The following is a 13525-nucleotide window of genomic DNA, read 5'->3' as shown; positions in this document are numbered from 1 at the left end:
AGGGGTTCGACAGTGGACCGGTGAGCAATGACCCTGCGCGTCCGAAGACGCGCCCCCAGAACCGTTCCTCCGCGCCCGCCGCGCTGTCCGCCCTCGCGCTCGGCGCGTTCGCCGTCGGCACCACCGAGGTCGTCATCGCCGGCCTGCTTCCCGAGATCGCGGCCGACTTCGGCGTCTCCATCCCCACTGCGGGGTTCCTGGTCTCCGGATACGCCCTGGGCATGGTGGTGGGCGCCCCGCTGCTGGCCGCACTCGGCACCCGGGTGCCGCGCAAGACCATGCTGCTGTGGCTGATGGCCCTGTTCATCGGCTCCAGCGTGATCAGCGCCGCGGCCCCCGCCTACGCCGTACTGATGGCGGGCCGGATCCTGTCCGCCCTGGCCGGCGGCGCCTACGTCGGCATCGGCGCCGTCACCGCCGCCGACCTGGTCCCCGAGGACCGCAGGGCCCGGGCGATCGCCACCCTGTTCATGGGGCTGAGCATCGCCAACGTGCTCGGCGTCCCCGGGGGCACCGCCCTGGGGCAGGCGCTGGGCTGGCGCTCCGCCTTCTGGGCGGTGACCGCGATCGGGGTGATCGTCCTCCTCGGGGTGCTCAGGCTCGTTCCCCACAGGCCGGCCGGGCGGGACGCGAACCTGCGCGGGGAGCTGGCGGTGTTCAAGCGGGGCCGGCTGTGGCTCGCCTACGGCGCGACCGCTCTGGGCTGGGCCCCCGCCCTGGCCGTCGTCACCTACATCTCCCCCCTGCTCACCGAGGTCACCGGCTTCTCCGACGGCGCGGTCCCGGTGGTGCTGGTCCTGTTCGGGGTCGGCATGGTCATCGGCACGCCGATCGGCGGCAGGCTCGCCGACCGCGCGCTGACGCCGGCGCTGTACGGGGTGCTCACCGCGGTCACCGCCGCCTCGCTGGTGCTGCTGCCCGCCGTGCAGGGCAAGGCCGCCGCGGTGGCCGGCTTCATCCTCTTCGGCGCGGCGGTGGCCGCGGTCATCCCGCCGGTGCAGGCCACGGTGATGGCCACCGCCGAGGGCGCGCCGAACCTGGCCTCGGCCTCGAACGTCTCCGCCTTCAACATCGGCAACGCCGCCGGCCCCTTCCTCGGCGGGGCGGCCATCGGCGCCGGGTACGGATACACCTCCCCCATCTGGATCGCCGCCCTGCTCGGCGCGGGCGGCCTGCTCTTCGCGCTGCTCTCCGGTGCGCTCGACCGGCGGGCGCGGCCGGGGCGGGGAGGCGCCCGCGGCCGCACGGGCGGAGCCGGCCGGAGCGCCGTTCCGGCCGCCGGCCGCTGAGGCCGGTGCGGCGGCCCCGCACCCCGGCACGCGAAAAGCCCCTGGTCCGCGAGTACTCTCGCGGACCAGGGGCTCTCCCTGAGGTGGAGGTGGCGGGAATCGAACCCGCGTCCTTCAGCAACGAACCAGGGCTTCTCCGGGTGCAGTCCGTGCTGCCGTTCTACTCGGCCCCAGTGCTACCACGAACAGTTCACTGACGGGCCCAGCCACGAAGGTGTCCCACCCGGGCCTCGTGGCCCGATCCGGGTGGTGAGTCCTCTTAACGATGCCGGACACTGAGCCGAGGACGGGCTCAGGCCGACAGAGTCGCTATCGCTTAGGCAGCGAGGGCGAACTCAGTGCGCTTGGAATTGGCACTTGATATTTATGCGAATGCAGGATTTACGAGGTCACAAACGCAACCCTCGACCCGCTTCCCCTGATACGGCTACCGAAGTCGAAACCGATCACCCCCTGTGCAGTTTTCAACGGGCCCGGGGGCCCGCGAGCGGAGCTCGCGGCTCCGCGGGGCACCGGAGTGCCCCAGCGATCCAACGCTACCGGTACAACGCCCCGAAGGCCAAGTGGATTCCCGCGGGGCGCCGGGCGCGCCGGACCGTTATCCGTCCGTGTCCTCGGCGGGGACCGAGGAGCACTCCCCCGGCCGGTCCGCCGGGGCCCGGGTCCTGCGGGCCCGGACAGGAAGAAACCCTCGCGGGCGCGGACGAGATCCATCAACGCCACCCGCGAGGGCGGCCGGCAGGGTCGGGCCGGCCTTCCTACGGCGAGACCTCCCCCGAGATGAGGTCCCGCCTCATGGACTGGCTTCCGCAACCCCCCATTACGTCACCCAGTCAAGGGGGAAGACGCACGCAGGGCGCGCGATGGTTGCTCGCTCCCGCGAACTTTTCCGCGGGCCGTGCCCGGGGCCGCTCCGCGGCGGCCCCGCGAGCGGCTCAGCCGCCCATCGGAGGCTGCGCCGCGCCCTCCTGGCCGGCCTGGTCCGCGCCGTCGGCACCGGCGCCGGCGCCGGCGCCAGCGGCGCCCTCCTCGCCCTGCTCCGCGTCCTCGCCGTCCTCGGCGCCGCCGAGCACCGGGGCCTCGTACTCGGCCTCGACGTAGCCGACCGGCAGCCCCTGCAGGAAGCCGGTCCCGCCGAGCAGCGCGTACTGGTCCCAGACCTGGTCCGCCGGGACCTCGGCGACGGCCGCGAAGGCGACGTGGCCCTGGTAGCCGACGAACCACTGGACCGCGGTGTCCTTGCCGCCGATCTTCTGCTCGACCTGGGAGACCTGGCCGTGCACCGGGACGGTGCCGATGTTGGCCGGGGTGGCCTGGCCGCGCTCCACCGTGGCGCGCATCAGGGCGCGCAGCTCCTTGACGGTGCCCGCGTCCAGCTCCCGGTCCTCGCCGGGCTTCTCCGCGATGTCGTCGTCGGCGTCGACCGCGAGCCGGGGGGCGTGCCAGGTGCCGTCGGCCACCGCACCCGCCACCAGCGCCATCGACAGCGGGCTCACCGTGACCCCGTCGGTGCCGGCCATGCCCGCGGCGGTGCCGGCCTCACCGGAGGCGGAGAGCTCGCCGCTGTAGGTGGGCAGGGAGAGCTGCCAGTCGCCGCCGATGCCGAACTGCTCGGCCGCCTCGGCCAGGCCCGCCTCGCCGGTCTTCTCGCCCAGGCCCGCCAGGGCCGAGGTGCAGCCGGTGGCGAAGGCCGTGGCCAGGTCCTGCGGCTGGGTCCACTGCCCGGTCTCGTTCTCGTTGCCGAACTCGGTGCCGCCGACCTCGACGCCGGGCTCGCAGGCCAGCTGCGCGTCGGCGCCGGAGACCGCCCCGGTCTGCAGGGCGGCGGCGGCCGAGACGATGCCGAAGGCGCCGCCGGGGCGGTACTCCTCGGTGAACGCGCCGGTGTTGTCGAAGGCGTTCGGGCGGCTGGCCGAGGCGAGCACCTCGCCGGTGCGGGAGTCGACGGCGACCAGGTGGCCGCGGCCCGGCATGCTCTGCAGCGCGCTCTCCGCGGCCTGCTGCACCTCGGCGTCCAGGGTGGTGGTGACGGAGCCGCTGGGCGTGCCGGGCCACTCCTTGAGCACGCCGGTCTGCTCGCCGTCCTCGCCGAGGGTGACCACCTCGGTGGTGGCGGTACCGGCCAGGCGCTGCTGGAAGACGTTCTGCATGCCGCTCAGCCCGACCGTGTCGCCGGCCTGGTAGGCGCTGGCGACCCGGGAGGAGACGTTGTGCTCGGCGGTGCCGGCGACCTCGCCGACCACGCCGCGGGCGGTCTCGGGGGTGAGCGGCATCGCGAGGGACCTGGTCTCCACGCCGGGGATCGCCTTGGCCTCGGCCAGCACCCCGGCCTTCACGTCCTTCTTCCGGAGCAGCACCAGCGGCTGGAACTCCTCCGGCGGGGCGGAGCGGACCCGGTCCATCAGCGGGTCGGGGTCCTCGCCGAGCAGCTCGGCCAGCGCGGTGATGTTCTTCTCCGCGTCCTTCAGGCCGGACGGGACCACGCCGAAGGCGGTCACCGCGTCCTCGCCGACCAGCGCCCTGCCGGTGCGGTCGTGGATGCCGCCGCGGTCGGGCACGTCGTAGCTGACCGCGAGGCGCTCGCCCGCGCCGAGGTCGGGGTGGATCACCGAGGGGTCCCAGACCACGCGCCAGCCGTCGCCGCCGCGGCGCAGCTCCATCCGGCCGGTGTACTTCCACACCGGGTCGCCGATGCCCAGGTCGGCCTGGGCCTCGAACTCGGAGACGGCGGTGTCGCCGTCCTGCTCCAGCGGCCCCAGGCCGAACCGGACGCCGGCCAGGTCGAGCTGGTCGTGCGCCTCCTCCAGCGCGGCCGCGACCTCTTCGGGGTCGCCGTCGGTGAAGGAGGCCGCGGCGGCGTAGTCACCGGCCTGCCAGTCCAGCAGGAAGGTGCGGACCGCCACGTCCGGCCGGGGCTGGGTGGTACATCCGGCTAGTGCCGCCGCCGCGATGACACCGGTGCCTGCGGCGATGAAGCGGCGGAAGTGGCGGGGGGACACCCTGGTGAATCCTTTCCCGGTGCCTAGCGCCGGCGGCGCAAGGCGCGTTCGATATCGCGCTGCGCCTCCCGCGCGGCGATGTCCTGGCGTTTGTCGTGGCTGCGCTTACCGCGGGCCAGGGCGATCTCGACCTTGGCCTTGCCGTCGCTGAAGTAGAGCGAGAGCGGGACCAGGGTACGCCCGGGCTCCTGGGTCTTCCCGATCAGCCGGGAGATCTCGGAGCGGTGCAGGAGCAGCTTACGCGGTCGGCGGGAGGCGTGGTTGGTCCAGGTCCCGTGGGCGTACTCCGGGATGTGGACGTTCTCCAGCCAGACCTCGCCGTTCTTCACGTGGGCGAAGCCGTCGGCCAGCGAGGCTCGGCCGGCGCGCAGCGACTTGACCTCGGTCCCGGTGAGGACGAGGCCCGCCTCGTAGGTGTCGTCGATGTGGTAGTCGTGCCGGGCGCGCCTGTTCTGCGCGATGAGTTTGCGCCCTTTTTCCCGAGGCACAGGACCTCTCCTCTTTCCGGTCCGTTCCCTGATGGGGGCGGGCCGCCGGTCCGCGGAACCCCGGGGCCCGCCCGTCGGTGCGGGCGGGCCCCGGAGGGTGCATCACACCCGCAGGTAGCGCCGGAGCGTCAGGAACGACGCGATGGTGCAGAGCAGGATGCCGAGGATCAGCGAGAGCCCGATGACGTAGGCGACGGAGCCGCCGCTCAGTGAGACGTCGAAGTTGAACCAGCTCTGGATCCGGTCCAGCAGCAGGAACTTGGCCCCGACGATGAAGCCGGAGGCGATGACGCCGCCGATCAGGCCGGAGATGGCGCCCTCCAGCAGGAAGGGGAGCTGGATGTAGAAGTTGGACGCACCGACCAGGCGCATGATGCCGGTCTCCCGGCGCCGGCTGTAGGCCGACAGCCGGATGGTGTTGCCGATCAGCAGCGCGGCGGCGGCCAACTGGACGAACGCGACCACCAGGGCGGCCCACTTGAGGCCGTCGAGCAGCTCGAAGAACTGGTCGAGGACCTGCTGGTCGTTGTGGACGGAGTCGACCCCCGGGCGGCCCTCCACGGCGTTGAGCACCGCGTCGAACTGGTTGGGGTCCTTGAGCTGCACCCGGAAGTTGTCCGGGATGTCGCCCTCCTGGGCGGCCTCGGTCAGCGCCTGGTTCTCCGAGAAGCGGTCCTGGAACTCCTTCCAGGCCTCCGCCGCGGTGACGTACTCGACGTTGCTCACCTCGGGCAGGGACTCAAGGTCGGCCTGGAGGCTCTCCCGGTCCTCCTTGGTGGCCGCCCCGTTCTCCTGGCAGACCTTGGACGGGGAGACGTCGGTGCACATGTACACCGTGACCGAGACCCGCTCGTCCCAGAACTGCCGCATGTGCGAGATCTGCTGCTGGACCAGGAGACCGCTGCCGAAGAGGGCGAGCGAGATCGCCACCGTAATGATGACGGCGATCGTCATCGTGAGGTTTCGGCGCAGGCCGATCCACATCTCGGAAAGTACGAATTGTGCTCGCATGAGTGTTGAAGGTCCATCCTTGAAGGCTTCGGCGCTGCTCCGGCCGGGTCAGCGGCGGGCTCTCGCCACCCGTCGTTCGGTAGGGCCGGGTCAGTAGGCCTGGCCGTAGACGCCGCGCGTCTGGTCTCGGACGACCACGCCCTCTTCCAGCTCGATGACGCGCTTGCGCATCGAGTCGACGATGGCGGCGTCGTGCGTCGCCATCACCACGGTGGTGCCGGTCCGGTTGATTCGGTCCAGCACCTTCATGATGCCGATCGAAGTGGCGGGGTCGATGTTTCCGGTGGGCTCGTCGGCCAGCAGGATCTGCGGGCGGTTCACGAACGCGCGGGCGATCGCCACGCGCTGCTGCTCACCGCCGGACAGCTCGTCGGGCATCCGGTTGGACTTGCCCTCCAGGCCGACCAGCTCGACCACCTCCGGCACGACCTTGCGGATGAACCGGCGCGGCTTGCCGATGACCTCCAGCGCGAACGCGACGTTCTCGAAGACGTTCTTGTTCGGCAGCAGGCGGAAGTCCTGGAAGACGCAGCCGATGCGGCGCCGCAGGTGCGGGACCTTCCAGTTGGACAGGCGCGCGAGGTCCTTGCCTGCGACATGCACCCTGCCCTTGGTGGGCTTCTCCTCTTTGAGGACGAGCCGGAGGAACGTTGATTTACCCGAGCCGGACGGGCCGACGAGGAAGACGAACTCCCCCTTCTCGACGTCGATGGAGACGTTCTCCAGTGCGGCGCGCTTCTGGGTCGGGTAGACCTTGGTGACGTTTTCGAAGTGGATCACAGGTGCATCACAAGGTTCTCGAAGGTAGGGGCACCCAGGCGGACACAGCGCTTCCGCTCAGGGCAGTACCGGCCACGGGGCCAAACGACAGTGTAGAGGCGATCGCAACCCGGAATGTCCTTGAAGATACGGACCCCGGGCCCCGCCGCCGGGGCGGGGCGATCCGGCGGAGAGCGGGTCTGCACCCGGCTCCCGCCTGGCCCACCTGCCGCATCGGCCACGGCCGCCCGTCGACCGGGCAGCAGAAACGAGCATATCGGAACTGTCAACCGAACATAACGGTAACGTATCGCGAGCCTCGTCCCCGGGCCGCCGCTGCTACCCCCGACTACTCCCCGGAAGCCCCTTCTGCACTGCGCATCCAGCGGATCTCGGCGTCGATGAACCCGTCGATGTCGCCCTCCAGGACGCCGGCCGTGTTCCCCGTCTCCATCCCGGTGCGGGTGTCCTTGACGCTCTGGTACGGGTGGAGCACGTAGTTGCGGATCTGGGTGCCCCAGCTGCTGGTGCCCTCGCCGCGCAGCTCGTCCAGCTCGGCCCGCTCCTCCTGGCGCTTGCGCTCCAGCAGCTTGGCCTGGAGCATGCCCATCGCGGTGGCCTTGTTCTGCAGCTGCGAGCGCTCGTTCTGGCAGGAGACCACGATGCCGGTGGGCAGGTGGGTGATGCGCACCGCCGAGTCGGTGGTGTTCACGCCCTGGCCGCCGGGGCCGGAGGAGCGGTACACGTCGACCCGCAGGTCGCCGTCGTCGATGTCGATGTGGTCGCTCTGCTCCACCACCGGGACGACGTCGATGCCGGCGAACGAGGTCTGCCGCCGGTTCTGGTTGTCGAACGGGGAGATCCGGACCAACCGGTGCGTGCCGTGCTCGCCGCGGAGCGTGCCGTAGGCGTAGGCCGCCTTGACCGCGAAGGTGGTCGACTTGATGCCGGCCTCTTCGGCGTAGGAGGTCTCGTAGACCTCGGTGGAGTAGCCGTGCTTCTCGGCCCAGCGCAGGTACATCCGCTGCAGCATCTGCGCCCAGTCCGCCGCGTCCACCCCGCCGGCCTGCGCGTTCACCGTGACCAGCGCTTCGCGTGCGTCGTAGGGGCCGTTCAGCAGGGTGCGGACCTCCAGCTCGCCGATGTCGGCGCGGAGCGCCTCCAGGTCGCGGTCGGCCTCGGCCCGGGTGTCCGCGTCCTCCTCCGCCTCGGCCAGCTCGTAGAGGACGCCCAGGTCCTCCAGGCGCTGCCCGATGGAGGTCACCTTGTTGACGGTGGACTCCAGGTCCGACAGCCGCCGGGTGACCGACTGCGCCCGCGCCTGGTCGTTCCAGAGCTCGGGGTCGGCAGACTGCTCGCGCAGTTCGGCGATCTCGGTGTTCTTGGCGTCCAGGTCGAGCACGGCCTCGACGCTCGCCAGCGTCGAGGCGAGTTCCTTGAGCTTCTCTGCGGGGTCTACGTCTGCCACGGACCCAAGTCTAGGGCGTCCGCGCCGTGCTCGCGGAGAGCGGCTCCGCCGCCGTGCGCCCCGCCCTCTCGGAGGCGGAGCGCACGGCGGCGGAGGAGCGGGACCGGGGCCGGCCCGCGCGGGCCGGCCCCGGTCACCGGTGTCCGGTCGTCCGGGTCACTCCCCGGTCAGCGAGCGGATGGAGCGCAGCGCCACGGAGAGCGTGGCCAGGTCGAACCGCTCGGTCTCCCAGATCTCCGAGGTGGTCTCCCCGGCCCGCTTGACCGACTCCAGGTTCTGCTCGGCCCAGTGCGCCGACAGCGACTCGGCCGACTCCTCGGCCCCGCCGGAGCGGAGCACGTCCCGGGTGAGCTCGGCGTGCGTGGCGTACAGGTCGTCGCGGACCGCCGAGCGGGCCATGGTGGCCCACCGGTCGTCCCGCGGCAGCGCGATGATGCGCTCCCGCAGCCGGCTGATCTGCAGCCGGTCGGCCAGGTCGAAGTAGACCTCGGCGGCCTTGCGCAGCGGCCGGCCGGTCTGGTCGGCGACCGAGACCAGGTCGAACACCGAGTAGGCCGGGACCATCCCGGCGACCCGCTCGGCGAGCTCGGCGGGCACCCCGCGCCCCTTGAGGGCGTCCCGGCGCTCCTGGTAGGCGGCCAGGTCGCGGCCCTCCAGCAGCTCGGGCAGCTGCGGCACGATCTCCGCGGCGCCCTCGGCGAAGTAGGCGACCTCCTCGCCGATGCCGAACCGGCCCGGGCGGTTGCGCAGCAGCCAGCGGGTGCAGCGCTCGGTGAGCTTGCGCGCCTCCAGCAGCATCTGCAGCTGGGTGTCGACGTCGATGACGTGGTCCAGCTCCTCCACCGCCGACCAGAAGCCGCGCAGCCCGAAGACGTCCATCGCCACCAGGTAGGCCCGGGCGATGTCGGCCGGGCCCGCGCCCAGCTCCTCGTTCATCCGGAAGGCGAACGTGGAGCCGGACCGGTTCACCATGTCGTTGACGACCCGGTTGGTGATGATCTCCCGGGCCAGCGGGTGCTCGGGCATGGCGTCGGCGTAGCGCTCGCGCAGCGCCGTGGGGAAGTACTCGGTCAGGGTGGACCGCAGGTAGGGGTCGCCCGGCAGGTCGCTCTCGGCGACCGCGTCCTTCAGCGTGATCTTGGTGTACGCGATGAGGGTGGCGAACTCCGGGCCGGTCAGCCCCTGGCCGCTGGAGCGGCGGGCCGCGATGGCCTTCTCGTCCGGCAGGAATTCCAGCTTGCGGTCCAGGTCGCCGTCGCGCTCCAGCCTGCGCATGTAGCGCGAGTGGACGTGCAGCATCTCGTTGGTCTGCTTGCGGGCCGCGGCCAGCACCACGTTCTGCGCGTAGTTGTCGTCCAGGACCAGCTCGGCGACCTCGTCGGTCATCCCCAGGAACAGCTCGTCCCGGTCGGACTGGGAGAGCCGGCCGGCGCGGACCTCGCGGTCCAGCATGATCTTGATGTTCACCTCGTGGTCGGAGGTGTCCACCCCGGCGGAGTTGTCGATGAAGTCGGTGTTCACCCGGCCGCCGGCCAGCGCGTACTCGATCCGGCCCAACTGGGTCAGGCCGAGGTTGCCGCCCTCGCCGACCACCTTGCAGCGCAGCTCGGAGCCGTTGACCCGGACCGGGTCGTTGGCCTTGTCGCCGACCGAGGCGTCGGTCTCCACCGACGACTTGACGTAGGTGCCGATGCCGCCGTTCCACAGCAGGTCCACCGGGGCGCGCAGGATGTGCTGGATGAGCTCGAACGGCGTCACCGCGGTGACGTCGTCCGGCATGCCCAGCGCGGCCCGGATCTGCGGGGTGACCGGGATCGACTTCGCGGTCCGCGGGAAGACCCCGCCGCCCGCGGAGACGAGCTTCTCGTCGTAGTCCGCCCAGGAGCTGCGGGGCAGCTCGAACAGGCGGCGCCGCTCGGCGTAGGAGACCGCCGCGTCCGGGTCGGGGTCGATGAAGACGTGCCGGTGGTCGAAGGCGGCCACCAGCCGGATGTGCTCGGAGAGCAGCATGCCGTTGCCGAACACGTCGCCGGACATGTCGCCGACGCCGACCGCGGTGAACTCCTCGCTCTGCACGTCGGTGCCCATCTCCCGGAAGTGGTACTTGACCGACTCCCAGGCGCCGCGGGCGGTGATGCCCATGGCCTTGTGGTCGTAGCCGACCGAGCCGCCGGAGGCGAAGGCGTCGCCGAGCCAGAATCCGCGCCGCTTGGCGATGGCGTTGGCGGTGTCGGAGAAGGTCGCGGTGCCCTTGTCCGCGGCGACCACCAGGTAGTAGTCGTCGCCGTCGTGCCGGACCACGTCATCGGGGTGCTCCACGGTGCCGCCGACGAGGTTGTCGGTGACGTCCAGCAGGCCGCTGATGAACTGCTGGTAGCACTCCACGACCTCGGCCATCACCGCGTCCCGGTCGCCGCCGGCGGGCAGCCGCTTGCAGACGAAGCCGCCCTTGGCGCCGTTCGGCACGATCACCGAGTTCTTCACCATCTGCGCCTTGACCAGGCCGAGGATCTCGGTGCGGAAGTCCTCCGGCCGGTCCGACCAGCGCAGGCCGCCGCGGGCGACCGGGCCGAAGCGCAGGTGCACGCCCTCCACCCGGGGCGAGTACACGAACATCTCGAATCTGGGCCGCGGGTCCGGCAGGTCCGGGATGGCCTGCGGGTCCAGCTTGAGCGTGAGGTAGGGCTTGCGCAGCCCGGCCGCGTCGGTCTGGAAGTGGTTGGTGCGCAGGGTGGCCTCGATCGCGGCCAGGAAGGAGCGCAGGATGCGGTCTGAGTCCAGGCTGGCGACCTGGTCCAGCTCGCCGCGGATCTCCTCGGTGATGCCCTCGGAGCGCTCGGCCCGGCCGGCGTCGGAGTGCGGCGTGAAGCGCGACTCGAAGAGCTTCACCAGCAGGCTCGCGATGCGCACGTTGGAGACCAGCACATCGGCCATGTAGGCGGGGGTGAAGGTGCTGCCGGTCTGGCGCAGGTACTTGGCATAGGCGCGGAGCACGGTGAGCTGGCGCCAGTCCAGGCCGCCGTTGAGCACCAGCGCGTTGAAGCCGTCGGACTCGCCGCGGCCCTCCCACAGCGCGGTGAAGGCGTCCTCGAAGAGGAACTTGAGCCGGTTCGGCTCGGTCTCGACCGCGCCGTCCAGCGGCGCCAGGCCGAAGTCGTAGACCCAGGCGCGGGCCTCGCCCCCGCGCCGCGCCCCCGGGCCGGTGATGCCGTAGGGGCGCTCGTCGACCACCTCGACGCCCATGTTCTCCAGCAGCGGGAGCACCCGGGAGAGCGAGACCGGCGCGCCGCGCCGGTACAGCTTGAGGTGCCAGGGGCCGTCGCCGTCGCCCTTGCGGTGCAGGTTGACCGCGAGCTCGTCCTCGCCGAGCGCGGAGATCCGGGAGATGTCGTCGACCGCGGTGCGCGGGTCGGTGTCGACCTTGTACCCCTCGGGCAGCGCGGTGCCGAACTCGCGCATCACGTCGGCGGCCTCGTCGGCGCCGAACCGCTCGGCGAGCTCGACCAGCAGGTCGTCGTCCCAGGAGCGGGAGGCGCGGACGATCTCGGCCTCCAGCTCGGCGTGGTCCACCTCGGGCAGCGCCGACTCGCGCGGGGCGCGGACGATGATGTAGAGCCGGGCCAGCGGCGCCGAGCCGACCATCACGCTGTGGTCCAGGGTGGCGCCGGCGAACGCCTCGCCGAGGACCCGCTGCACCTCCATCCGGACCTTGGTGTTGTACCGGTCGCGCGGCATGTAGATGAGGCAGGACATGTACCGGCCGTACACGTCGCGGCGCATGAACAGCCGGGTGCCGCGCCGCTCGCGCAGCCGCAGCACGCCCATCACGACCCGGTGCAGCTCCTCCACCGAGGTCTGGAACAGCTCCTCGCGCGGGAAGCCCTCCAGCACCTCGGTGAGGTCCTTGCCGTCGTAGGACTCGGGGTCGAAGCCGGCCAGGTCGAGCACCTCGGCCAGCTTGCGGCGGAGGATCGGGATCTGCTTGATGCTGCTGGTGACCGCCTCGTGGGTGAACAGGCCCAGGAAGCGGCGCTCGCCGACGATCTCGCCCTCGGCGTTGAACTCCTTGACGCCGATGTAGTCCAGGTAGCGCGGGCGGTGCACGGTGGCCCGCGAGTTGGCCTTGGTGAGCACCAGGACGTGCGGCTCGCGCGCCTTGGCCCGGACCGCGGGCGGCAGCGCCGCGAAGCTCTCCGAGACGTGCGCGTCCATCCGCAGGATGCCCAGGCCGCTGCCGGCGCGGGGCTTGAGGGCCTCGTTGCCCTCCGCGTCGGTGACCAGGTCGTACTCGCGGTAGCCCATGAAGTAGAAGTGGCCGTCGGCGGCCCAGCGGAGGAACTCCTCGCTCTCGCCGATCTCCCGGGCCGGCACGCCGCCCTTGGCGAGCACCGGTACGGAGGAGGCGACCTCCTCGGCCAGCGCCGTGGCGCGGGCGCGCATCTTGCCCTTGTCCTCGTCGACCTCGCGCACGTCGCCGAGGACCCGCTCCAGGTCGGAGGCGAGCTGCTTGAGCATCGCGGGGTCGGTCTGGCGGTCCAGCTCCAGGTGCATCCAGGACTCGGCGATCGGCAGCAGGCCCTCGCCGTCGTCCTCCGGCTCGACCTCCAGGAGGCGGCCGTTCAGGTCGCGGGAGACCCGCAGCTGGGGGTGGACCACCAGGCGGACGCCGATGCCCAGCCGGGTCAGCTCCATGGTGACCGACCCGACGAGGAAGGGGGCGTCGTCGGTGACGATCTGGGCGACGGTGGCGCCGCTGTCCCAGCCGTCCTCGGCCGAGGTGGGGTTGAACACGCGGACCTTGGCACGACCCTGCTGCCGCTCCTCGGCGAAGGCGCGGTGCGCCAGCGCGGGGCCGCAGACGCCGGAGGCGGTCCGCTCCTTGAGTTCCTCGGGGGCGACGTGGCGGTAGTAGAGCTTGAGGAAGCGCTCGGCGCTCTCGGGGCCGCCGGCGGCGCCGATCCGCTCGGCGGGGTCGGCGCCGTCGGGGGCGCTCCCGCTCCGCTCGGTCCATTCCGCGATTGATTCGCTCACCAGTCGGTCCTGAACGGCGTCAGGCTGGGCGGGCATGTTCGATCTCACTCCTTTGTGAGTCGTCGGGGGTCGCCGTGGTTCCGGCCCGCCGGCCGGCGCCACGCCTCGTCACGTGGATCATCGGGTGATGTGACTTGTGAAGTTCTGTTACCGCCGGCGGCGCCGTACCGCCCAGCGGTCACCCGCGGAGGCGGCACGGCCCCGCACGGGGTGCCTGTGCGCACAGGTCGTGGCCGTATCGGCCGGACGCCCTTGTCCGGCCTTCGCCTTGAGACAGGCTACTCCGATTAACACGGGTTCACCCCACTCGACACCTTCATAGCCGTTAACGTTACGTAACCCCACGTTTCAGCTGGAAGAACGCAGCTCGGCACAGGAGGGCCCACTCAGGACGCTACGGCGCCGCACCGGAAGGGGCCAGTGCCCCGGCGCGGCCGTCCGCTTCCGGACAGGGGTTCGGGGAGGGCGGGTTCCCCTCCT

7 protein-coding genes and 1 other RNA gene are annotated in these 13525 nt (G+C 71.5%); 1 reads left to right on the top strand and 7 read right to left on the bottom strand.

The annotated features are described in order from the left end of the window. Positions 1-20: 20 nt before the first annotated feature. Positions 21-1289, top strand: a complete 1269-nt coding sequence (locus tag D459_RS0113130) for an MFS transporter (RefSeq protein ID WP_017593468.1) — start codon at positions 21-23, stop codon at positions 1287-1289. Between the two features lie 81 nt (positions 1290-1370). On the opposite strand, the gene ssrA is transcribed toward D459_RS0113130, so the two are convergent. The 7 genes from ssrA to D459_RS0113100 form a co-directional block, all read right to left on the bottom strand. Next, positions 1371-1743: a transfer-messenger RNA gene (gene ssrA, locus D459_RS34350) on the bottom strand. A gap of 481 nt (positions 1744-2224) precedes the next feature. After that, positions 2225-4288 (bottom strand): penicillin-binding transpeptidase domain-containing protein, encoded by a 2064-nt coding sequence (locus D459_RS0113125; RefSeq protein WP_026120349.1) that lies wholly within the window; start codon positions 4286-4288, stop codon positions 2225-2227. A gap of 23 nt (positions 4289-4311) precedes the next feature. Further along, entirely contained in the window at positions 4312-4776 is a 465-nt protein-coding gene (smpB, locus tag D459_RS0113120) for an SsrA-binding protein SmpB (protein ID WP_017593466.1), read from the bottom strand. 102 nt (positions 4777-4878) lie between these two features. Then, positions 4879-5787 (bottom strand): permease-like cell division protein FtsX, encoded by a 909-nt coding sequence (gene ftsX, locus D459_RS0113115; RefSeq protein ID WP_026120348.1) that lies wholly within the window; start codon positions 5785-5787, stop codon positions 4879-4881. 90 nt (positions 5788-5877) lie between these two features. Continuing rightward, positions 5878-6567: a cell division ATP-binding protein FtsE gene (ftsE, locus tag D459_RS0113110; protein ID WP_017593464.1), complete on the bottom strand. Its 690-nt coding sequence runs from the start codon at positions 6565-6567 to the stop codon at positions 5878-5880. Between the two features lie 328 nt (positions 6568-6895). Then, on the bottom strand, positions 6896-8014 hold the full coding sequence (gene prfB / locus D459_RS0113105; RefSeq protein WP_026120347.1) for a peptide chain release factor 2: 1119 nt from the start codon (positions 8012-8014) through the stop codon (positions 6896-6898). A 156-nt stretch (positions 8015-8170) separates the two neighbouring features. Continuing rightward, a complete protein-coding gene (locus tag D459_RS0113100; protein WP_017593462.1) occupies positions 8171-13081 on the bottom strand; it encodes an NAD-glutamate dehydrogenase in 4911 nt (1636 codons plus the stop codon). Positions 13082-13525 lie beyond the last annotated feature (444 nt).

The sequence above is a fragment of the Nocardiopsis potens DSM 45234 genome, assembly GCF_000341105.1.
Taxonomy (GTDB): domain Bacteria; phylum Actinomycetota; class Actinomycetes; order Streptosporangiales; family Streptosporangiaceae; genus Nocardiopsis_A; species Nocardiopsis_A potens.
Note: the sequence above shows the minus strand (reverse complement) of the source record. Positions and strands in the feature narration are given on the sequence as shown.